This window comes from Kribbella sp. NPDC054772, assembly GCF_053611945.1.
On the sequence record NZ_JBSHBJ010000001.1, the window covers coordinates 476,624 to 496,778 of the forward strand.

The following is a 20,155-nucleotide window of genomic DNA, read 5'->3' on the forward strand; positions in this document are numbered from 1 at the left end:
CGGCCTAGGCTAGATCGGGTCGTCGGCTGGACACGGCAGTGCCGGTCGGCCGCTGAGCTGGCAATGTATGGCCATGACCTCTGAGCGGATCTATGTCGGGAGCTACACCAGTCAGCCCGGTGGTGGGGACGGGATCGCGTTCGGGCCCCTGGACGCGATTGAGCCGGTGGTGACGACCGTCGACCCGTCGTTCCTGGTCAGGTCCGCGGACGGGCGGTTCCTCTACGCCACGAACGAGGAGGAGGGCGGTCAGGTCGCGGCGTTCGCGGTCCAGCCGGACAACGGGCTCGAGCTGCTCAACCAGCAGCCCACGAACGGCATGCACCCGTGCCACCTCGACATCGACCCCTCGGGCCGGTACCTGCTGTCGGCGAACTACTCGTCGGGGTCGGTCGCGATCCACCCGATCAACGACAACGGTGCTCTCGGCGACGCGACGCAGTACCTGCAGCGGGAGGGCTCCGGGCCGAACCAGGAACGCCAGGAGGGTCCGCACGCGCACCAGATCGCGTTCGACCCGGCCGGTGCCTACGTGTTCGACGTCGACCTCGGGTCCGACACGGTCTACTCCTCGACGCTGACCGCGGACGGTCAGCTCGAAGAGGTCGACCGGCTGCACATCCACCCGGGCGCGGGCCCGCGGCACCTGGTGTTCCACCCGAGCGCGGGCGCGGCGTACGTGATCAACGAGCTCGACTCGACGCTGACCGTCTGCAATTACGCCGACGGGAAGCTGCAGATCGTGCAGACCGCCTCGACCCGGCCGGCCGACTCGCCGGGCGAGAACTTCCCGGCCGAGCTGCTGATCTCCGCCGACGGCCGGTTCCTGTACGGCTCGAACCGCGGCGACAACACGATCGCGGTCTTCGCGATCGCCGCCGACGGACAGAGCGTCGAGCTGGTGCAGACCATCTCGTCGGGCGGCGACTGGCCACGGCACCTGGCTTTCGGAAACGACGGGAAAACGTTGTACGCCGCGAACGAGCGCTCGGACCAGATCGTGACCTTCGCCATCGACGACAACGGCCAGCTGGCCGCTCACGGGGAGCCGGTCAGCTGGCCGAAGCCGGTCTGCGTACTGCCGATCTAGACGAGCTTCTCGAAGAAGAACTCGTGCTTGAGGAACGAGACGTCGTACTCGTGCCCCGGGTACGGCGGGTTCAGCTGCGACGCCTGGAACAACCGCCAGCCGTCCTTGAGCGCATCGAGCCCGGTCGCGTACGGCGGTTCGTCGCTGTCACCCGTGGTGGGGTGCGTCGCGCCCGTCCCGTCGTACTCCGACCAGCCGACCGTCCGCGCGTCCAGCGCCGAGGAGGCCAGGTAGAGCACCAGCACCTTCTGGCGAAGACCGGTCTGGACTGGGGTTTCCGCGGTGGAGGTCATGCCATCTCCTTCTTGCCGCCGGCGTGCGGGTTGTTGGCGCGGTCGGCGACCACCCGCTGCGGGCGGTTCGAGACGCGGGTGACCCAGTAGTTCGGGTCGTAGGTGTCGTCGCCGCTCAGGGCGCGCCACATCAGGATGCGGTTGTACCGCTCGAGCCGGCCGGTGGCGTTCTCGTACCAGGGAAAGTTCTGCTCGAGCTCGGCCGCGACCGCGTCGTCGTACAGGTCGTCGGTGTTCCAGAGCCGGACCTGACGGACGGTCGGGTTGAACCGGATCTTGAACATGTAGCGGTCGAGGTCGCTGTCGTTCTTGCGGCCGCCGTGCCAGATGCCGTGGTGCAGGAACTGCACGGTGCCGGCCGGGCAGACCAGCCGGGTCTGGCCGAGCAGGTTCTGGTAGCGACCGGTGTCGGACTCGTTGGTCCGGCGCAGGTGGCTGCCGGGAACGCTGAGCGTGCCGCCCATCTCGAGCGTCACGTCCTGCGGGTAGTACATGAGCTGTACGTCGAAGGCGTCGGTGCGGACGTCGATGATCGCGTCACCGTGCAGGTTCTGCGCCTCGCCCTCGTGCGCCTTGCGGATGTGGACCGCGTGGTGGTCCACGGTCGGCTCGGGACCGACCAGACTGTGGATCGCGCCTGCCACCTCGGGCAGTTGCACCAGCCGCTGGACGAAGTCGCTGTCCATGAACGCCTCCGACAACGGGGTGCCGTACGGAACCCCCGGAATGCCGTTCTTCAGGACCTCGATCGCCTGCTGGTTCATCTCGTCCGGTACGACGGCGTCCATCCGGAGTGCGCCGGTCGCGACGAAATGCGCCACCTGGACGGAGGTGAGCAGATGCTTGCGATGCGGATGGGGCATGGAGACTCCCTGTTCGCGGTAGTGGTCACTACTCCTCCAGGCTAGGTGGGAAGAACGTGTGAGCGCGTGGGCTGTGATCACTACTAGTGGTAATTTTTCACCATGATCGAACTGCACCTGCAGACCCCGCCGGAGGTCGTGAACGCCGGCGCGGGCATCCACGGAGTCCGGAAACTGCGCGACCTCTTCCGCCTCCCGGACCTCTGGCAGCTGCACCTGTACAACTACTCCGCCGAGCTGACCCTGTTCGGTACGACGTATTCCGTCGCGCCCGGGTACGTCTCACTGACGCCGGCCGGAACGCAGGTGCAGTTCGACTACCGCGGCCGTTCGGAACATCTGTACGCGCATTTCCGGCCGGTCGAGATCGGCGAGCCGTCGTACGTTCCGGTGGTCCAGGACGCAGGCGATGCCGCGCCGCTGCTGTCGCGACTGCTGCGCTCCGCGATCGAGTCCTCCCCGTCCGGTTCGGCCCGCACCACCGCGGAGGTCTGGACCGCGCTCTGGCGGATCGCCGAACTGACCCCGGCCACCACGGAGGCCGGTCACCCGGCCGTGTCCACCGCGATCGCGCACATCGAGGCCAACCTCGCGCAGCCGCTCGCCGTACCCGACCTGGCTCGGCTGGCCGGCGTTTCGCACAACCACCTGACCCGCCTGTTCCAGGCCGAGACCGGGCAGACCGTGATCGCCTACGTCCGGACCCGCCGGATGGCACGCGCCCGGCACCTGCTCGTGTCGTCGACGCTGTCGATCCCGGCGATCGCGGCCTCTGTGGGCGTCCCCGATCTGCAGGCGTTCAACAAGACGTGCCGGCGGGAGTTGGGGGCGTCGCCGCGCTCGGTGCGTAATGCCATGGCCGGGAGCGGGACGGGAGGTTAGCGTGCGGGACGTGTACGAACTGATCCCGGTCGCCGACGGTCCGCAGTACGACGAAGAGGCTGAGCAGCGCTTCAGCGAGGAGTGGCCGGAGTTCATCTTCCACGACGTCGAGGTGGGGCGCTGGCGGGACCGGCGGCTGGAGTACTTCCCCGAGTGGGAGTTCTACCTGGTGTCGTCGGACGAGCGGCTGATCGCCGGGTGCTGGGGCGTGCCGCTCCCGTGGGACGGGACGGTGGCGGACCTGCCCGGTGGGTTCACCGACTCGCTGGCGCGGGCGGTGACGTCGTACGAGGCGGGCGTCGTACCGAACACCTTCGTACTGATGGCGGCCGCCGTCCGCTCCGACGAGCAGGGGCAGGGCCACGCCGGCCGCGTCATCACCGCCGTCCGCGACCGCGCCATCGCCGGCGGTCTGGCGCACGTCATCGCCCCCGTCCGCCCGACGCTGAAGTCGAGCTACCCGCTGACGCCCATCGAAACCTTCATGACCTGGACCCGCGACGACGGCCTCCCACTCGACCCCTGGCTCCGCACCCACGTCCGCCTCGGCGCCACCCTCCTCGCCCCGGCCCCCGCCTCCCAAACCATGACCGGCACCGTCACCGACTGGGAACAGTGGACCAAAATGCCCTTCCCCTCCACCGGCACCTACACCATCCCCGCCGGCCTAACCACCCTAGAAATCAACCGCGAGTCCAACTCAGGCACCTACAAAGAACCCAACATCTGGCTCCGCCACGCCTAGTCCGCAGGCTTCCGGCGCGCACCTTCAGGCGTGAACCGCATCGACTCGACGAGGGGCACTCCACACCGGGCCGCCAACACAGCCTGATCGCTCGCGACGTGGAACCAGACGATCGCCTCTCCGGGCCGGCCGTAGCCGATCGCCTCCTTGACGACACCTCCGATCTGCACACTCGGCTCACCGAGCTGAGCGAGGACGTCGGTCCACGAGCGATCGCTCGCGCAGTACTCCGTCAGTTGCCCGCGAAGGTCGCCGTACTCGGCCTCGCTGAGCGTCCGGTCAAGCGACAGCCAGCCGTGCTGGTGCGCGTAGTCGGCGTACACCGAGGCAACGGCGCCGGTGCGGTCTCCCGGCAGCACCGTCTGCACCATTCCAGTGACGCCGATGGATGACCACGCACCGGCGGCCTCCAGCGCCCCGCGCCACGTACGACGGTCGCCGGTCTCCGTCACGTACACGACCCGGTCGAGCATGTAGTCCAGACCGAGCTCACCGCCGTGCATTCCCGGTCGACGGATCGCGTTGCTCAGCCCTTCGATGAAGTGCTGCTGGATCTGTTCGACCGTGAGCATCTAGCGGACCGCCAGGGCGGCCAGACCGGTGGTGAGGATGCCTTTGGTTACTTCGAGGCAGTAGGGCTCGTCGGGGCCGGTGATGGCTTGGTGGGACCAGCCGATGACGTCTTCGAAGGCTCGGACGTGGCGGTAGTAGTGAACGGCGTCCTCGTCGAGCACGTGCGGGCCGTATCCGGTCAGGAACGCGGCGCGTTGGGCGGCGGTCGTCGGGCCCACGTCGCCCATGCCGCCGAGCATGAACATCAGGTCCTGCTCGCGCGGCGCGTAGATCACGTCGTCCCAGTCGATGAGGTGCAGCGCGTCGTCGACCAGGACGTTGCCGATATGCGGATCCCCATGACACACGACCCGCGGTCCACTCGGTGCCGGCGGACGATTGGTGAGCAGATCCGCGATGACCCCGTCGTACTGCTTCCACACCGCGGCCAACTCCTCCTCGACCTCCCCCTCGGGAGTCTCGAGCCGCCTGCGGACCTCCTCCGCCAGCGCAGGCGTCCGCGCGTCGATGTGGCTGTGCTTGGGCAACGCGTCCCGCAACCGCATCGGCGGCTCCGAGTCATGCACCCGCCTCAGCAGTACGCCGTACTCCGCCCACTGCTCGTCCGTCAGCCCGGTGTCGGCCGCTCGCACACCGTCGATCCACGGCGTGACCGTCAGCCGCTTCTTGTTCCCGTGGAACGTCCACAGGCCGCCCTCGGTGGTCCGGATCATCTCCGGTACGCCGGGCAGACCGCTGTCCGCGAGGAACGCCGCGACCTGATGACCCGTGTTCGTCCCGGCGCCGCTCCACTTCACGGCGTACGAGTTGGTCGCCGTACTCATCTTCCAGACCTGCGCGGCGACGTCCGCCCCGTCCGCGACCGGTGTGAGCTCCACCACCTCGAGCCCGAAGTCCGCCAGCAACCACTTCCGCAGCAACGTGTCACCCACGCCCGCCAGCATGCCCGGCAACCGGCCCGGTGGCGAGCCGATTACCGAGCCGATCACCGGGCCTGCTGTGGGCGCTGTGGGTGCCTGTGGTGCTGTGGGTCAGCGGTAGTTCACGAACTGGACCGCGAAGTCGTAGTCCTGGCCCTTGACCAGCGCTTGGACCGCCTGCAGGTCGTCACGGCTCTTGCTGGACACCCGCAGCTCGTCGCCCTGGATCTGCGCCTTGACGCCCTTCGGGCCCTCGTCACGGATCAGCTTCGAGATCTTCTTCGCGTTCTCCTGCGTGATCCCGGCGTCGATCGTGGCGTTGATCTTGTAGATCTTCCCGGACAGCTTCGGCTCGTCGGCCTCCAGCCCCTTGAGCGAGATCTGCCGCTTCACCAGCTTGTCCTTGAACACGTCCAGCACGGCGTTCACCCGCTCCTCGGTGTTCGCCTGCATGTCGATCGCCTCACCGGACCACTTGATCCCGGCGTCGACGTTCTTGAAGTCGAACCGCTGGCTGATCTCCTTCGCCGCCTGGTTCACGGCGTTGTCCACCTCCTGGTGATCCACCTTGTTCACGATGTCGAAGGAGGACTCCGAAGCCATGGCACTTCCTTTCCGATTTGCTGTCAGGGCCACTACCTGTTGTATCGTCTCCCACGCCGGTTCACGAACCGGCAGCCACCCTGGCGGGTTGCCCGAGCGGCCAAAGGGAGCAGACTGTAAATCTGTCGGCTTATGCCTACGCAGGTTCGAACCCTGCACCCGCCACGAGTGCGAGAAAGTGGCCCGTGACCTGCGAAAACGCAGCTCACGGGCCATTTTCGTATCTGGTGGTCGACGGCGCGATCAGGCTCTCGTGCCGCGCTCGATTCGGTACAGGACGTTGGGGCGCAGCGGGCCTTCGGGTTCGGTGGGGTCGTCGAAGTCGTCGGCTGGGTTTCGGGTCATGCCGATCCGGCGCATTACTGCTTGGGAACGGACGTTGGTGGCAGTCGTCACTGCCAGGATCTCGGGGAGTTCAAGCGTCTCGAAGCCGAAGGCCAGGCCGGCCAAGGCGGCCTCGGTGGCGTAACCGTGGCCCCAGGCCGAGCGTGCGAGCCGCCAACCGATCTCCACGCCCGTGAACGGCATGCCGTCATCCACCGGGTCCAAGCCCGCGAAGCCGATGAACTCGCCGGTGGCTTGCACCTCAACCGCCCACCATCCGAAGCCTCGCTGGTCGAAGTCGGCCTGGAACTGCGCCACGGAGGCATCGCTCTGTTCGCGGGTCAGCAGGTCGCCCAGGTGCTCCCGGACCTCGGGATCAGCATTCATCGCCGCCCACGGTTCAAGGTCGGACTCTTGCCATCGACGGAGCACGAGGCGATCGGTACGCAGTTCAGCCATGCGGCCAGCCAACGCGAGCGCCGTACCCCAGGCAATCCATTTTCCTCGCGACGACTGAGCCGGCCGGCGCGCCCGGGTCTGGAGCCCGCCCGAGCGAGAGCAGGTGTTGTTCCTGGTCTATTCGCCCTTGTAGCAGAGGCAGAACGGATGGCCGGCTGGGTCGGTGTACACGGGGCAACTGCCGCCCTGCGGTGGTAGCAAGGTCCCGCCGAGCTCGAGGGCGAGGCGTTCATTCTCGGCGCGGTTGTCGACGCCGATGTCGAAATGCATCTGCGGCGGATAGGCGGGGTCGGGCCACCGCGGTGGTTGGTACGTCGGGACGCGCTGCAGCGCGAGCATCGGGAGCCGGTCGTCGTCGCGGGCGATCACGATGCGGTCGGGTGACTTCTCAACGGTACGGGGCATGTCCAGTACGCCGCTCCAGAAGCGCGCCAGGGATACCGGCTCCGCGCAGTCGATCACCACGCGGATGAGCGTGCCGAGTCGGTCCGTGGGTTCGGTGCGGCCGGGGTAGAGGCAGAAGGGGTGGCCCACCGGGTCGGCGTACACGCGCCAGCCGGGGAACTCCTCCAGCTTCGTCGCCCCGTACTCCAGTACCGCCCGCCCGGCGGCATCCAGGTCCGCGACCTGTACGTCGAGATGGATCTGCGTCGGCCGCGCGGGGTCGCGCCAGCGCGGCGGCCGCATCGCGCCCTCACCAGGCCCGACCCGTCCGTCGGTGAGCATCGCGTAGAACCCGCGAAGCTCGTCCTCCCGCTCCTCGGGACAGCCGACGACGACCCAGAACCGTCCGTCCTGTTCGTCGGGGTCGACCGACGTACCGACCACCTTGGTGGCCTCGTCGAGCACCACGCTGACAAATGCCTGCCCACGGTCGCCGTCGAGGACAACGCGGACCAGACGTTCGTTGACCTGCCGCGCACTGCTCACCGTCCGATCCGAACCCGCAAACTCCTCCACCCTTGGGCGCCACGTCGCGTCGATCCACGGACCCGGATCCCATCCGCCGAAGTCGCTGACCGCGTTAGCTGCCGGAACGTCGGCCTGCTCCAACGCGTCAACCCACCGGCATGCGACGTCAACGGGATCTTGAGGCATCTCGGCAGTCTGACCCTGGCCGGCCAGCCGATCAAGGCCTGGAACCCGCCCCCAGCCGCGCTCGCTCAACTCGGCGGGGTTATCGCTCTCGGGGAGCGTTCCCTACTCGGCGAGGGCTGCCGCTTTCTGTGTGTGGTGATGTCTCGGGCGTCCGGACGGCGGTGATTGGGGTGTCGATCAGGCGGCGCAGTCTTTCGAGGTCGGCATCGTGGGACTGCTCTTGTGATGCGGCGATGGTCAGGGCCGGGAGGACGAGACCTTCCGGTACGTCGGATTCGCGCCAGAGCTGGTGTGCCTTCTCGAGGGTCTGGTCGAACTCGGTCTGCACGTAGGCGCGGGAGTCGACTGTTCCGTGGAGTGCGTGATTGTCCACGGCGTCCGCGGTGTGGGCGAGGCGTTCCAGGGTGATGAGGCGTTCGGCCAGGAGGGGTTTGCCGGGTGGTTCTGCGGCGAGGCGGCGTACCGCTTGGGTTGCGGCGGCTCGGGCCTGGTCGGTGAGGCCGCCGGTGACGCGCCCGCCGTCGGCCGGGTCGACTGTGGTGGGATCCGGGAAGAGGTGCCGGCGGCCGTTGCTGTTGGCAATGGATTCGTAGCGTTCGATGGCGATTCGCAGCTGGTCGCGGGCGTCTGGCGGTGCGTCGGGGTAGTCGAGGTCGGACGCGCGGTTGTCGATTTGTTCGAGGGCTTGGACTCGTTGCGATCGGGCGGCTCGGTCGGCGGGGGATTCCGGCTCGCCTGATGGGACGTTGTCGAGTTCGGCTCGGCGTACGGCGGCTCGGATGTGGTCTGTGGTTGGGGAGTCGATGGTTCTGGGCTGCGTGGCGACTGTTTCGGCCTGCATGGTCAGTTGGGTCATGAGGTAGCGGGTGATTGCCCGGTGTTCGAGGAGTTCGGTCTGGTTGACGGCGCGGACTGCCTTGTTGGATTCCAGGCCTTCGTGGACACCTAGCTCGCGGCGGCGGAACCGATAGCGGGCGGCTGGCGTCGCGGTCATCGAACCCACCGCGCCGGCGCCGGTCAGGACCACCGCGAGGCCCGGCAGGTCGAAGACGAGGTCGAGACCGACCGCACCGGTCACCCCACCGAGCGAACCCGCGGCCGCCTGGACGGCGTACGCCGACAGCGGTGCACGCGCCGGCGGACGGGGACCGGTCGGTGGGGTGGTGACTGTTGGGAGGCCGTGCGCTGCAGCCTTGGTCGACAGGTCCGACGGCAGACCGGCCAGCTGCTCCAATTGGTCGGCGAGCTCGCGGAACGCGCGCAGTCGCGGCTCCACTGTTCCAGCGAGGGCTGCTGCCTGAGCGGCCTCCTGGTGGGTGCGTGACCACTGCTTCGAGGCGTCGCGCGCAGGTTCGTCGCGGTTGAGGAAGTACTTGTCGCCCATCGCACCGGTCAGCGCGCCGAGCAGCCCCGGGCCGGCGGCCGCCAGCATGCTCTGCAGTTCGGGGCTGACGTGCCGCGCAAGCGCAGTCGGCTCCGCGCCGCTCGTACGACGCCCTCCGAGCAACGCCCGTCGCGCAGTACCTGACACGTTCTCGATCAACTGAGCAGCCAGACTGACCGTAAACGGCGGAGACCCCGGAACCTGCACAACTCCTGACGTCCCACAGACTGCCGTGCCTGCCGCGCCTGCCGCGTCACCGACCGTCCCGCCTTCCGCGCCAGCGACCGCCGCGCCTGTCGCGTCACCGACTGTCGGGCTTGCCGGCTCACCCGGTTGCTGGGCTGGCGGTGCGTGGGGTGCTGCGGATGTCGGGACGTTCTGGGGAGCGGCGTGGGTTGGAGTGTCTGGTGTGGCAAGGGCCGTGAGGGCGCGGGTCAAGCGGGTTTGGAGGTCGGCGATTTCGGTGGTCAGTTGGTTGGCGTAGAGGGTCGGGTCGGAGAGGCGGAGGCGTTCCGTGGCGTCGATGCGGCGGAGGCGGAAATCGAGTTTCTTCGTGTCGACGAGGCGTTCCGCGAGGGACTTGGCGAGGGCGGACGACGCGATGACCATGGCGGTCGACAGCGCCGGTACACCGAAGGGCGTGAGCGCGCCCGCGACCGCGGCCGTGGCGAGCGTCGGCATCGTGTGCCGGCGGAGGTAGTTCCGCCACGCCGTTGCCCGCGGCATCTTCTGCTCCGGCGGCCGGAAAGTTTCCGCACCGTCGATCAGACCGAGCAGTCCGGGATGCTCGTACTCGCGTTGTTTCCGTTCCGCCGCGTACGCCGGTTTCCGTCCGGTCATTTTCTGCCGGTCCAGACGCCGCTCGGCGAACGAACCGACGCTCGCGTTCACGATCGTCGGAATCGCGATCCCGAGACCCACGAGCGGGTTGCCAGTGAACGCCGCCGCCGCGGTGCCGATCACCACGCCGGACACCCCCGAGCCCCCGACTGCCTTCGCGAAGTACCCCTGCTGATCCACCCGATCTTCGAGCGGCCGCCGCGCCGGATCCGCGGCTCGGTCGAGAATCTCCCGCTCTTCCGCGGTCAGCAACGCCCGCAGCAACTCAGCATTCGGCTGCCCGTCGGCCACCCCCATGGTGAGCGCAAGCCCCCGGATCTTCTGACGCTCCGCGGCCCCGGGCCGCGTTCGTTCCGCCGCCAGGGCTCCTCGCTGCCGAAGCTCAGCCCGATACCCGGCATCAACCGGCCGCTGTACGGCGTCGACGTCAGGCGTACCGCCGGGCCCGAACACCCGCTCGTCGTCTGCGCTCTTGCTGCGCAGGACCGCTGCGGCTTCGGCCAGGCCGCGGGCGAGGGCTGGCGCGACATCGTTTTCCGGAAGACGTTCCGAGAGTTTCAGGTCGACGGTCGGTACGCCGTTCTCGTCGTCCACGGAGTACTCGAGGGTCACACCCGGCGCGAGCGGACCGACCCGCTTGATCAACCGAAACGTCTCAGCCCTGCCGGTCGTGATCGTGTACACGCCATTGCCGTCGTGCCGCACGTCGCCGAGATCGACAGCCAGTTGCTCGGGGTCGTCCAGCAAGCGTCCCGACTCGGCACTCACCATCACCCATCCGGGAATGAAACGCGCCGACCGGTGCCACAACCACTCGGCTGTCACTACCAGTCCCCTCGTTGAGTTAGGCAACCCTAACTTAACTGGCCACTGGTGTGAACAGTGGGACCGGAGGCGCCGAAGGAGCCCTGTGGATAACCCGAGCGAGGGCGGTTTTGTGGTGTGAGCTGTCACGTGGCGACGATCAGATGAACGGATGTGATGTAGATGGCGGGCAACGGTGACAGGCCATCAGGGCGGTCGGACCTGACGCTGTCCGACCTCGCGGCGATTCAGCACGCGATGGACGGACTGCGTCAGACTTCGGCACGTCCGGCCACGACTGGGGTTCGGCCGAGTTTCCCTGACCTGGAGGCCTGGGTGCACGAGTTCTTCGTGCTCACATTCGGTCGGGGTCCGGAGCAGGCGCGATGGTGTGCCATGTGGTGGGATCACCCCGAGGCGGTACTCCGGCTGAGCGCGCTGTGGCGTACGTGGGAGACCGCCTCGCTGGATCCGGTGTACGGCATAGCCGGCTGGATTCATGATCACCTCGATCCCAACCTTGCTGTGCTGTTCGGTGCTGAAGGTCCCTTCGCCCAGTGTGCTGATGGGCAGCACGTCCCACCGACGACATTGCCGGTCAGCCCGCCACCAGATGACTTCGGCCATGCGCCACAGCACTGGTGGGAGGTTCTGAACGAGGACGACAGGTGACCCCGGTCGAACTCCGTCGGCAGGAGTTTCTCGACGCACTGACACGGTTGGGCACCTGGCTGGGTTCAGAAGGTATTGAATACCGCATCATCGGTGGCCTCGCCGTCGCCGCGCACATCGACGAGGGCCGCTCCCTGGACTTCGACCGCGGCGGCGCGGCCAACCCGACGCAGCGCATTCCGGATGTGGACCTGCTGGTGCCGCGTCATCGGCTCACCGACGTCAAGTCGTACGCTGCAACGGCGAGGAACGGCGTACCGCCGTTCAAGGTCGATACTGTCGCGGCGGACGTTTATGTCGACTTTCGCCCGGACCGAGAAAAGTCCTACCTGACGCACCGTCAGATGATGTTCCCAGTCCCGAGCAGACTCTTCCGGTCACGCACGGCGAACCTGCTCGGTCGGCCGATTGAAACCATCGATCCGCGGACCTTGCTCCATACGTTCGGGACAATCGGTGGCGTCGTTCGGCAGAAGGATGTGCCGAAGATGATCCGGCTGGCCGAGGCGATCGGGAGTGGCAGGGCGCTCAGTTGGCAGACCGAGCGAGACTGCGAGGTCTTCGGCAGGTTCATGCTGGCGCGCAAGCGGCAGTCGCCGGCGTTCATCGCGGCGAAGGCCGGCTGGGAAGGTGCTCTGGACGTTCTGCCTCCGAAGACCGCAGGAAGGTTGAGCCAGCGACTTTCGCCCGCGGCGCAGCGAGTGATGGGGCAGATGAATCGGACCGGTGCCCAGGATGGCCGCGGGCTGGGGCGCTAGCCGATCTGATCGGGTGACTGGAGTTGGGCCAGTAGGCCGATGTGGTCCGAGACGTGTCCGGGACCGCTGGGTAGGCGGTGCTTGTCGGTGAAGACGAGGGCGGTGTGTTCGACCTTGATGGTCGGCGTGACGAAGATGAAGTCGATGCACTGGGGCGTGCTACCCGGCGGGAGGTAGTCCGCGTGGAAGGTGGGCGGGCAGTCGCCGTCGAAGGCGTCGCGCAGGCCGAACTCGGCGTAGAGCGGGCTCTCCCGGGAGATATTGAAATCGCCGCAGGCCACCGCGGGCGGAGTCGCCGACCGCGCGAGCATCCCGAGTTGCGCACGCTGCACCTCGAAGAAACGGTTTTCCGCCGACCAGTCGCCGTCCGTGTTGGCGACGGGGTGGACGTTGAGGATGCGGAGTCCGCCGGCCAACTCGGTTGCCAGTACGCCGCTCTGCAGCGCATTGAGACGCGCACGCCAGGGGATGCCCGCGTGGCGAGAAGGTTGCGGGAGGCGGGCGTAGGTGACGCGTGTGAACGGCAGTCGGGACAGCGTGACCAGGCCGCCTGCCGGGCCGATGAGTGACGGGCGGTAGGCGGCGTACGGGAACGTTTTCCTCAGGCGCGCGAGTTGGCGATAGGTGAGGACTTCCTGGAGGCACGCCACGTCGATGGTCGAGTCGGCGAGCTCGGTGGCGATCGCGGTGTGGCGCTCGGCGATCCGCGTTCCGGGCAGTGGGAGGCCGCGGGTGTTGAGGGTGGCGAGGGTGAGTCGCGTGGTCATGGTGCGGGTCATCGTACGGTTGACCCCGGGGGAATAAGGGCGGGACCGTCGCGGGTTGCGATGCTACGTCGGAGTGTTGAGGAAAGGCCGGAGGATGAAACCCACCGAGTTCGTGAAGGTCAACGGGCAGTTCTGGGGCGAGCACCTGAAGGGTGTGGCCGGGCATCTGCCGGTGAGCCACCGGACCGAGCTGCCGGGGCCGATGCTGTTCCCGCGGATGATGGTGCTGACCGAGACACCGGACTGGAACATCCTCGAGCTCGTCGGGCTGAGCCGCGAGTACCGGAGCCTCGAAGTACGCCGGCAGAAGCTGGGGAGGGTCGAGGAGTACTTCGGGCTGGGCGACGGCGGCACCGTGGTCGCGAATCTCGAGGGCGAGAACTGGTTCAAGGACGCGACGATCGCGACCCAGGCCGGACGGAACGCGCTGGACGAGCAGTTCCCGACCGCCGCGAACATGCTCGGAAACGAGGTGGTCGGCCCGGCGGACGAGCTGCTGCGGTTCGCGCCCGGAAACTACACGACCTTCGACCGGGCGCTGCTCGTGCACACCGCCGGCGGCTCGCTGCGGGCGCACTGGGTGTTCTTCGCGCTGGCCATCCACCGCTCGGAGCCGGCCGACAAGTACCTCGATTTCCTGCGCAGCTACACCAGCTCCCAACCGCACCTCGACCCGGCCGGCACGATCAGCCTGCCGGTCGACGCGGACACGCTGAAGGCCGACGCGTTCGAGAGCACGTACCTCGCGCACGGTCTGCAGGACTCGACTGTCGACGATTTCCTCGATCAGCACGAGAGCATCCTGTTGTCCGCGCTCGGCGCCACGAAGCTGGTCCGGCAGCCGGCGCTCGACGACGTACACCCTGACTTCATCCTCGAGCGCCCGGACGGCAGCCACATCGTCGGCCGGCTCGAGCTCCCGGTCGTCGACACGGTCAACGGAAAGAAGCGCCGCCGCGTTTTCCGTACGCCGGTCCAGGACAGCGCGGCCGAGCTCGCGCGCGCCGCGGAGTACCTCGCGAACCCGGAGCACCGTTCCCAGGTGAAGTCGAAGTACGACGTCGACGTGGCCGACCCGCGGCAGCTCGTGATCGTCGCGAGCCAGGAGCCGGTCCCGCCCACGGACGGCGTCGAGGTCGTCGACTACGACACGATCCTCCGACTGCACCTGGCCGCCGGCGCGTGACGCGGTACTTCGTCTACGGCCGGGACCGCTCCGGTTCCGGCGAGGTGAAGGCCCGGTTGACCGAGGAGCACTGGGCCTTCATGGACGGGTACGCCGCGGAGCTGATCGCCCGCGGCCCGACCCTCACTGAGGACCGGGAGGAGTCGACGGGCAGCCTGCACGTCGTCGACCTCCCGGACAGCGAGGCGCTGAAGACCTTCGTGTACGACGAGCCGTACTACCTCGGCGGCGCGTTCGACACGGTCGACGTCTACCGCTTCGCCGACCACACCGGCCGCACGATGTGGGAGTTCGCGACCGCGGTCGAGGGCTACGGCCGTTTCCTCGTCCTCACCAAGGACGCCCCGAAGCCACTCACCTCGGACCACCTGATCCTGTACGGCGACCTGCTCGACGGCGATCGCCACGTGGGCAGGGCCGCCTTGGTGGAAGCCCCGGACGCGGCGGCCGTCGCGCGGTTGATCGAGGCGGACGAGGCCGAAGTACACCCGTGGGAGTTCGGCGGCAGGCGGTAGCGAGTTGGCGACGTTCTCGCCTGGGTGACGGCTCGGATTCACCTCCGGCGCCCAGCGTGGACCTGTGATCGATGACGAAGAGCTGTTCGAGTCGCACTTCTCACGGCGTGGATTTCTCGCGTCTGCCACGGTCGTCACCGGTGGTTCACTGCTGACGACCGCGGCCCCCGCTCAGGCCGCCACGGCCGGTTCGGTTCCGCAAACGGCGCCTGCGGCCGACCCGGTGACCACGCCGCGGGTCGGCGGGCTGCACCTGCAGTTCGGCGTCGACGCCGCGACCGAGGTAACGGTTTCCTGGCACACCCGCCAGCCGGTCCGTCGCCCGCGCGTTCTGCTCGGTGGTCCGGACGGTGACTTCGAGCGCACCGTGACCGCGGTCAGCACGAACTACACCGACGCCAAGTCCGGGCAGATCGTGTACGTCCAGCACGCCCGGATCACCCGGCTGCGCCCGGCCGACGAGTACGTGTACGCCGCCGTCCACGACGGGGCCGAGGCGGAATTCGGAACGTTCCGCACCGCGCCGAAGGGGCGGTCGAAGTTCACCTTCACGAGCTTCGGTGACCAAGGGACGCCGACGCTCGGAAAACGCTACGTTCCGCCGGCGGGCGTGACGATCCCGAACCCGCCGTACGTGAACGACAATCTCGGTTCGCCGGCCGCGGGTGACGTCACCGCCGGGGTGGAGCGGGTCCGTCCGCTGTTTCACCTGTTCAACGGGGACCTCTGCTACGCCAACCTGTCCGAGGACCGCGTCCGGACCTGGAACGACTTCTGGGAAAACAATTCCCGCAGTGCACGGAACCGCCCGTGGATGCCGTCGGCCGGAAACCACGAGAACGAACTCGGAAACGGTCCGATCGGGTACGAGGCGTACCAGACGTACTTCGCCTTGCCGCGGCAGAGCGGTCAGACGGACGTGACGCGTGGTCTCTGGTACTCGTTCACGGTCGGCTCGGTGCGCGTCATCAGCCTCGCGAACGACGACGTCTGCTACCAGGACGGCGGAAACAGCTATGTCCGTGGATATTCCGCCGGTGCGCAGAAGGCCTGGCTGGAGAAGGAACTCAAGGCGACGCGGGCGGACCGGGACATCGACTGGATCGTGGTCTGCATGCACCAGGTCGTGGTGAGCAGCGCGGACCAGGCGAACGGCGCCGACCTCGGAATCCGGCAGGAATGGGTTCCGCTGTTCGACAAGTACGGCGTCGACCTGGTCGTCTGCGGTCACGAGCACCACTACGAGCGCTCGCACCCGATCCGCGGCCAGCAGCCGAACCCGACGCTGACCCCGATCCCCACCACCACCCGCACCGACGTCGTGGACACCTCCAAGGGCACCGTCCACATGGTCATCGGCGGCGGCGGTACGTCGGTCGGCTCGAACGGCGTGCTCTTCAACCCGCCGGCCTGCCGCGTGATCACGTCGGTCGGCGCCCCGGACCCGAAGACGGGTAAGCGCCCGCCGGTGTACGTGACGGAGCCCGCGCCCTGGTCAGCCGCGCGCAACGCCGCTCACCCGTACGGGTTCGCGGCCTTCACCGTCGACCCCGGCCACCCGGGCGGCCAGACCACGATCGAGGTCAAGTACTACGACGTCCTCGGCCCCGGCGGCGACCTGCGCGAGTTCGAGACCTTCACCCTCCAGCGCCCGCGCCGCGACTAGCGCGCTGAGGTGACGCGTCGGCCGCCCGCCGACGCGTCGCAGGGTGCATCAGGACCGGGCGGCGATGGACTGCAAAGCGGTGGTGAGGGTACGGCGGGTTGCCGGCGGAAGGTCCGCGGTCAAGGTCTCGATGCGCGCGACGACCGCGTCGTGGGCCTCGTGGGCGAGGTCCTTGCCCGCGGTGGTGAGCTCGATGTGACAGGCCCGTCGGTCACTGGGATTCGGGATCCGCGCGACCAGCGTCCGGCGCTCCAGCCGGTCGACCATGCTGGTCAGGCTGGACCGCTCGATGCTCAGGATGCGACTGAGTTCGGTCATGCCGAGCGGGCCGGTGAGCAGCACGCACAGGAGATGGGCCTGCTGCGGGGTGAGGCCGAGCGGTCGGCTGCTTTCGGCGTGCACGTCCTGCAACCGGTGCATCGTCTGCACCAGCGCACTCGCCAGGTCCTGGTCCCGGGCCGTCGTCGTCACCATTCGTCCATGATAGTCCGCTGGCCTAATAGTTTGTGGTTCTAAGTTTCTGTGCTACTACTAGTTAGGACATCGAACTATCTGAAGGAGCGGTCATGAACGTGCGGTTCGGCTACGGATCACCCGACAGCGTGCGGGACGTCGCGGACATCGTGCGGTTCGCGCAGCAGGCGGATCGCGACGGTCTCGACCATCTGACCCTCTCGGATCACCCGTACGTCCCGAATCTGCTCGACGGGTACGCCGCCATCGCTTTCCTGCTCGGCCGCACCGAGCGCCTGTCCGCGTTCGTCAACGTCACCAACCTCCCGCTCCGCCCGGCCCCGATGCTCGCCCGGACGGCGACCTCACTGTCGGCGCTTTCCGGCGGACGCTTCATCCTCGGACTCGGTGCCGGTGGCGCCTGGGACCGGATCACCACGATGGGCGTGCCCGAACTGCGCCCGGCCGCCGCGGTCGAGGCCTTCGAGGAAGCCATGCAACTCGTGCACGGGATGTCCGAGGGCGGCCAGCCGGCGCCGACCAAGCACTACCCGATCGGTGAGCTCCGCCCGGCGCCCGTGCCTGCGCCACTGATCTGGACCGGATCGAACGGTCCGAAATCGCTTGCCGCGACCGGTCGTCAGGCAGACGGCTGGATCCCGGGCCGCGCCGCCGACTGGCTGAGTGACCGCTACCGCTGGTCCCGCCCGCTGATCGACGAGGCCGCGCTCGCCGTCGGCCGGAAACCGTCGGACGTGGCGACCATCTACAACCTGCCCGGAACGATCACCGCCGCGCCACTGCGCAGTACCCGCGACGAGGACGGCCGCTGGATCGGCGGCTCCCCGGCGCAGTGGATCGAGGAACTCACCGACGCCGTGCTCAACCACAACGCCGCCGGCTTCACCTTGTTTCCGGGGCGTTCCGAGCCGTACGACGTACAGCTCACCCGCTGGTCCCAGGAAATCGTTCCCGCGGTCCGCACCGCGATCAGCTGATCAATCCAGCGCCGGTCTCACCGCAGCGCCGATCAATCCAGCGTGGCGAGTTCCGTCGCCGAGAGCTGCAGAGCGCCGGCCGCGACGTTCTCCTCGAGGTGGGCGATGTTGCCGGTGCCCGGAATCGCCAGGACGTTGGGCGCCTGGTGCAGCGTCCAGGCCAGCCGGACCTGCTGCGGTGTGACGCCGTGCGCGGCAGCGATCGTCTCGACGGCCGACGAATGGTCGGTGCTCGGTCCGGACTCGCGGGCCGAGCCGGCGATCGCGAAGAACGGGACGTACGCGATGTCTCGCGCGGCGCAGTACCGGATCAGCTCGTCCTCGTCCCGCCGCAGGTCGACGGCGTAGCTGTTCTGCACGCACACCACCGGCGCGATCGCGAGCGCTTCCTCGAGGTGGTCGAGGCGGACGTTCGAGATCCCGAGCTGCCGGATCAGGCCCTCGTCGCGGAGCTCGGTGAGCCAGCCGAAGCGTTCGCCGATCGACTCGCCGGGCTTGTTCATGATCCGCAGGTTCGCGACGTCCAGGCAGTCGACGCCGAGTTGCCGCAGGTTCGTCTCCACCTGCTCACGCAGTTCCGCGGCCGTAGTGGCGTTGTAGAACCCGCGCGCCGCGTCCTCTCCCGGCCCGACCTTCGTGGTGATCGTCAAACCCTCGGGGTACGGCGCCAACGCCTCCCGAATCAATTCGTTCGCGTACCGTTTCGCGCCCTCGCCGACTCGCAAAGTCCCGCCCGGTGACGCGTAGAACGCCGCCGTGTCGATGTGATTCACGCCGAGCTCGACCGCGCGCCGCAGTACCGCGATCGCGACCGCTCGGTCCGGGTTCGCGGTGATCCGCATGGCGCCGAAGCCCAGGCGGTTGACGGTGACATCGCCGAGTTTCCAGGTCCCTGCCGCGGCCGCGTTCACTCTTCGATCGCTCCCCGGACCGCCCGCAGGTGTTGCCGGAACGTCAACGACGGATCCGCGGCACGGTTCTCTAGGAATGTCCGGAAACTCACCTGATCGCGCAAGGAACGTCCGTTCCGGATGTCCTCCGCCTGTCGGCGTTCGGTGTCCCGGATCGACTCGGCCAGCCCGAGCACCTCGTCCACCCGTTCGGACGGCACGAAGACCGCCCCGTCCTCGTCGGCGAAAACGGTGTCCGCGCGGGTCACCGTCCACACGCCGATCGTTGCCGCGGACAACGCGTCGGCCGGCTGCGGATCGAGCCGCAACGGTCCGGTCGGCAGCGCTCCGAGACTGAACACCGGCAGCCCGATCGCGGTGATGTCGACCGTGTCCCGGTGCAAGCCCCAGATCACGATCCCGGCGATTCCGGCGGCCGCGGCCTCCAGCGCCACCAGGTCACCGACACACGCCTCGTCCCGCCGGCCACCGTTGTCCACGACGAGTACGTCGCCCTCGGCAGCGGACTCGAACGCCTCCAGGAAAACGTCGACACTGCCGACATGCTGAGCCGGCAGCACCCGGCCCGCCACCTTGGACCCGGCAACAGCCGACACCGACACCGTCCGAACCGGTACTCCGGCCCGAAGACACGCATCCGCGACGTGCGCGGTGGTCAGCTCCGCGAACCGCTCCAACATCCCAGCCCCCTCAACACCCGGATCCCGACAGGAAACAGTCCACCACGCTTGTCCAACTCCCGGACGCAGCGGATCCCGGTCAGTGCGACAGGAACGCGACGACCTCGTCGAGCGCCGGCTCGGCGGTGGTGTCCAGGGTCATCGACGGCACCGGCAGATCGACCGGCTGGAAGGAGTTGTGGGTCCGCAGCCGGGCCTCCGGGCTGATCTGCGCGTCCTCATGGGCGGCCCGCCGCGGATCATTGGCTGACCGGTCAGTGATCCGCTCGAGGGCGACCTCGGCCGGAACCGTGCAGTGCACGATCCGGATGTCCGCGCGACCGAGCAGCGGGCTCAGTCCCGGTGTCCAGAGCCGGTCCTGGAACGCCGCCTCCGCGACCACCGTCGTACCGCGGCCGATCAGCAGGCCGATGACGTCGAAGAACGTCGACAGCGTCCGCATCTGGAGCGGGTCGCCGGGCCCCGGAACGAACCCCGGAGTGGCGTGCACCATGCCTTCCTTGATCTCGTCCCGGCAGATGGCCGGGCAGCCGATCGCGGTGGCGATCCGGTGCGCCAGCGTCGTTTTTCCGGTCCCCGGCGGACCACTGACCACGACAAGCATCGGTTTCGACTGCACTCGCCGTACCTTAGCGGTGACGGTCGGCGCTCGGTGTAAAACGCGTGTCATG

General features: G+C 68.1%; 22 protein-coding genes and 1 tRNA gene. 10 read left to right on the forward strand and 13 right to left on the reverse strand.

Features of this window, described 5'->3' with window-relative positions:
* Nucleotides 1-73 precede the first annotated feature (73 nt).
* On the forward strand, nucleotides 74-1,090 hold the full coding sequence (locus ACWGID_RS02380) for a lactonase family protein (protein ID WP_452193643.1): 1,017 nt from the start codon (nucleotides 74-76) through the stop codon (nucleotides 1,088-1,090).
* On the opposite strand, the gene ACWGID_RS02385 is transcribed toward ACWGID_RS02380, so the two are convergent.
* Nucleotides 1,087-1,383 (reverse strand): hypothetical protein, encoded by a 297-nt coding sequence (locus tag ACWGID_RS02385; RefSeq protein ID WP_452193644.1) that lies wholly within the window; start codon nucleotides 1,381-1,383, stop codon nucleotides 1,087-1,089. The genes ACWGID_RS02380 and ACWGID_RS02385 overlap by 4 nt on opposite strands.
* Nucleotides 1,380-2,246 (reverse strand): phytanoyl-CoA dioxygenase family protein, encoded by an 867-nt coding sequence (locus ACWGID_RS02390; protein WP_452193646.1) that lies wholly within the window; start codon nucleotides 2,244-2,246, stop codon nucleotides 1,380-1,382. Before ACWGID_RS02390 ends, ACWGID_RS02385 begins: the two co-directional genes overlap by 4 nt.
* 102 nt (nucleotides 2,247-2,348) lie before the next feature.
* Here ACWGID_RS02390 and ACWGID_RS02395 point away from each other — a divergent pair, with 102 nt between their 5' ends.
* Complete coding sequence (locus ACWGID_RS02395) at nucleotides 2,349-3,128, forward strand: helix-turn-helix domain-containing protein (protein WP_452193648.1); 780 nt, start codon at nucleotides 2,349-2,351, stop codon at nucleotides 3,126-3,128.
* Nucleotides 3,129-3,138: 10 nt separating this feature from the next.
* Entirely contained in the window at nucleotides 3,139-3,873 is a 735-nt protein-coding gene (locus ACWGID_RS02400; RefSeq protein ID WP_452193649.1) for a hypothetical protein, read from the forward strand.
* Here the strand turns inward: ACWGID_RS02400 and ACWGID_RS02405 are convergent.
* Genes ACWGID_RS02405 through ACWGID_RS02415 form a run of 3 tightly spaced genes read right to left on the reverse strand, consistent with a single transcriptional unit; the run spans nucleotide 3,870 to nucleotide 5,969 of the window.
* Nucleotides 3,870-4,445, reverse strand: coding sequence for a hypothetical protein (locus ACWGID_RS02405; protein ID WP_452193651.1), 576 nt, complete (start codon nucleotides 4,443-4,445; stop codon nucleotides 3,870-3,872). The genes ACWGID_RS02400 and ACWGID_RS02405 overlap by 4 nt on opposite strands.
* Entirely contained in the window at nucleotides 4,446-5,435 is a 990-nt protein-coding gene (locus ACWGID_RS02410) for a phosphotransferase enzyme family protein (protein ID WP_452193653.1), read from the reverse strand. It lies immediately after the preceding gene.
* 42 nt (nucleotides 5,436-5,477) lie between these two features.
* Nucleotides 5,478-5,969, reverse strand: coding sequence for a YajQ family cyclic di-GMP-binding protein (locus ACWGID_RS02415; protein WP_452193654.1), 492 nt, complete (start codon nucleotides 5,967-5,969; stop codon nucleotides 5,478-5,480).
* 82 nt (nucleotides 5,970-6,051) lie between these two features.
* Here ACWGID_RS02415 and ACWGID_RS02420 point away from each other — a divergent pair.
* Nucleotides 6,052-6,134, forward strand: a tRNA-Tyr gene (locus ACWGID_RS02420).
* Nucleotides 6,135-6,212: 78 nt separating this feature from the next.
* Here ACWGID_RS02420 and ACWGID_RS02425 read toward each other — a convergent pair.
* The 3 genes from ACWGID_RS02425 to ACWGID_RS02435 form a co-directional block, all read right to left on the reverse strand.
* On the reverse strand, nucleotides 6,213-6,752 hold the full coding sequence (locus tag ACWGID_RS02425; RefSeq protein ID WP_452193656.1) for a GNAT family N-acetyltransferase: 540 nt from the start codon (nucleotides 6,750-6,752) through the stop codon (nucleotides 6,213-6,215).
* A gap of 117 nt (nucleotides 6,753-6,869) precedes the next feature.
* Nucleotides 6,870-7,682 (reverse strand): VOC family protein, encoded by an 813-nt coding sequence (locus ACWGID_RS02430; protein ID WP_452193657.1) that lies wholly within the window; start codon nucleotides 7,680-7,682, stop codon nucleotides 6,870-6,872.
* A 247-nt stretch (nucleotides 7,683-7,929) separates the two neighbouring features.
* The gene (locus tag ACWGID_RS02435) at nucleotides 7,930-10,845 is read right to left on the reverse strand and encodes a hypothetical protein (RefSeq protein ID WP_452193658.1); all 2,916 of its coding nucleotides are present in this window, start codon (nucleotides 10,843-10,845) and stop codon (nucleotides 7,930-7,932) included.
* A 216-nt stretch (nucleotides 10,846-11,061) separates the two neighbouring features.
* Here ACWGID_RS02435 and ACWGID_RS02440 point away from each other — a divergent pair, with 216 nt between their 5' ends.
* Together ACWGID_RS02440 and ACWGID_RS02445 are read left to right on the forward strand one after the other, a co-directional pair.
* A complete protein-coding gene (locus ACWGID_RS02440) occupies nucleotides 11,062-11,550 on the forward strand; it encodes a DUF4913 domain-containing protein (protein ID WP_452193660.1) in 489 nt (162 codons plus the stop codon).
* Nucleotides 11,547-12,308 (forward strand): hypothetical protein, encoded by a 762-nt coding sequence (locus tag ACWGID_RS02445; protein WP_452193661.1) that lies wholly within the window; start codon nucleotides 11,547-11,549, stop codon nucleotides 12,306-12,308. Before ACWGID_RS02440 ends, ACWGID_RS02445 begins: the two co-directional genes overlap by 4 nt.
* Here the strand turns inward: ACWGID_RS02445 and ACWGID_RS02450 are convergent.
* Nucleotides 12,305-13,075, reverse strand: coding sequence for an endonuclease/exonuclease/phosphatase family protein (locus tag ACWGID_RS02450; RefSeq protein WP_452193663.1), 771 nt, complete (start codon nucleotides 13,073-13,075; stop codon nucleotides 12,305-12,307). The genes ACWGID_RS02445 and ACWGID_RS02450 overlap by 4 nt on opposite strands.
* A 94-nt stretch (nucleotides 13,076-13,169) precedes the next feature.
* On the opposite strand from ACWGID_RS02450, the gene ACWGID_RS02455 reads away from it, so the two are divergent.
* From ACWGID_RS02455 to ACWGID_RS02465, 3 genes are all read left to right on the forward strand, one after another.
* On the forward strand, nucleotides 13,170-14,261 hold the full coding sequence (locus ACWGID_RS02455; RefSeq protein ID WP_452193665.1) for a hypothetical protein: 1,092 nt from the start codon (nucleotides 13,170-13,172) through the stop codon (nucleotides 14,259-14,261).
* On the forward strand, nucleotides 14,258-14,776 hold the full coding sequence (locus ACWGID_RS02460; RefSeq protein ID WP_452193666.1) for a YciI family protein: 519 nt from the start codon (nucleotides 14,258-14,260) through the stop codon (nucleotides 14,774-14,776). Before ACWGID_RS02455 ends, ACWGID_RS02460 begins: the two co-directional genes overlap by 4 nt.
* Before the next feature lie 64 nt (nucleotides 14,777-14,840).
* Nucleotides 14,841-16,442, forward strand: a complete 1,602-nt coding sequence (locus ACWGID_RS02465; RefSeq protein WP_452193668.1) for a purple acid phosphatase family protein — start codon at nucleotides 14,841-14,843, stop codon at nucleotides 16,440-16,442.
* Nucleotides 16,443-16,490: 48 nt separating this feature from the next.
* On the opposite strand, the gene ACWGID_RS02470 is transcribed toward ACWGID_RS02465, so the two are convergent.
* Nucleotides 16,491-16,916 carry a MarR family winged helix-turn-helix transcriptional regulator gene (locus ACWGID_RS02470; protein WP_452193669.1) on the reverse strand — a complete coding sequence of 142 codons (426 nt, stop codon included), beginning with the start codon at nucleotides 16,914-16,916 and terminating at the stop codon, nucleotides 16,491-16,493.
* 92 nt (nucleotides 16,917-17,008) lie between these two features.
* On the opposite strand from ACWGID_RS02470, the gene ACWGID_RS02475 reads away from it, so the two are divergent.
* Nucleotides 17,009-17,893, forward strand: a complete 885-nt coding sequence (locus tag ACWGID_RS02475) for an LLM class flavin-dependent oxidoreductase (RefSeq protein ID WP_452193670.1) — start codon at nucleotides 17,009-17,011, stop codon at nucleotides 17,891-17,893.
* A gap of 32 nt (nucleotides 17,894-17,925) precedes the next feature.
* Here ACWGID_RS02475 and ACWGID_RS02480 read toward each other — a convergent pair whose 3' ends face one another.
* The 3 genes from ACWGID_RS02480 to ACWGID_RS02490 form a co-directional block, all read right to left on the reverse strand.
* Nucleotides 17,926-18,804 (reverse strand): aldo/keto reductase, encoded by an 879-nt coding sequence (locus ACWGID_RS02480; protein WP_452193672.1) that lies wholly within the window; start codon nucleotides 18,802-18,804, stop codon nucleotides 17,926-17,928.
* On the reverse strand, nucleotides 18,801-19,484 hold the full coding sequence (locus tag ACWGID_RS02485; protein WP_452193674.1) for an RraA family protein: 684 nt from the start codon (nucleotides 19,482-19,484) through the stop codon (nucleotides 18,801-18,803). Before ACWGID_RS02485 ends, ACWGID_RS02480 begins: the two co-directional genes overlap by 4 nt.
* 79 nt (nucleotides 19,485-19,563) lie before the next feature.
* Nucleotides 19,564-20,103, reverse strand: a complete 540-nt coding sequence (locus ACWGID_RS02490) for an AAA family ATPase (protein ID WP_452193676.1) — start codon at nucleotides 20,101-20,103, stop codon at nucleotides 19,564-19,566.
* Nucleotides 20,104-20,155 lie beyond the last annotated feature (52 nt).

Coding starts and splice junctions, on each gene's coding strand:
- ACWGID_RS02380 (WP_452193643.1), top strand. CDS start 74: ATGACCTCTGAGCGGATCTATGTCGGGAGCTACACCAGTCAGCCCGGT.
- ACWGID_RS02385 (WP_452193644.1), bottom strand. CDS start 1,383: ATGACCTCCACCGCGGAAACCCCAGTCCAGACCGGTCTTCGCCAGAAG.
- ACWGID_RS02390 (WP_452193646.1), bottom strand. CDS start 2,246: ATGCCCCATCCGCATCGCAAGCATCTGCTCACCTCCGTCCAGGTGGCG.
- ACWGID_RS02395 (WP_452193648.1), top strand. CDS start 2,349: ATGATCGAACTGCACCTGCAGACCCCGCCGGAGGTCGTGAACGCCGGC.
- ACWGID_RS02405 (WP_452193651.1), bottom strand. CDS start 4,445: ATGCTCACGGTCGAACAGATCCAGCAGCACTTCATCGAAGGGCTGAGC.
- ACWGID_RS02415 (WP_452193654.1), bottom strand. CDS start 5,969: ATGGCTTCGGAGTCCTCCTTCGACATCGTGAACAAGGTGGATCACCAG.
- ACWGID_RS02425 (WP_452193656.1), bottom strand. CDS start 6,752: ATGGCTGAACTGCGTACCGATCGCCTCGTGCTCCGTCGATGGCAAGAG.
- ACWGID_RS02435 (WP_452193658.1), bottom strand. CDS start 10,845: ATGGTGAGTGCCGAGTCGGGACGCTTGCTGGACGACCCCGAGCAACTG.
- ACWGID_RS02440 (WP_452193660.1), top strand. CDS start 11,062: ATGGCGGGCAACGGTGACAGGCCATCAGGGCGGTCGGACCTGACGCTG.
- ACWGID_RS02450 (WP_452193663.1), bottom strand. CDS start 13,075: ATGACCACGCGACTCACCCTCGCCACCCTCAACACCCGCGGCCTCCCA.
- ACWGID_RS02455 (WP_452193665.1), top strand. CDS start 13,170: ATGAAACCCACCGAGTTCGTGAAGGTCAACGGGCAGTTCTGGGGCGAG.
- ACWGID_RS02470 (WP_452193669.1), bottom strand. CDS start 16,916: ATGGTGACGACGACGGCCCGGGACCAGGACCTGGCGAGTGCGCTGGTG.
- ACWGID_RS02475 (WP_452193670.1), top strand. CDS start 17,009: ATGAACGTGCGGTTCGGCTACGGATCACCCGACAGCGTGCGGGACGTC.
- ACWGID_RS02485 (WP_452193674.1), bottom strand. CDS start 19,484: ATGTTGGAGCGGTTCGCGGAGCTGACCACCGCGCACGTCGCGGATGCG.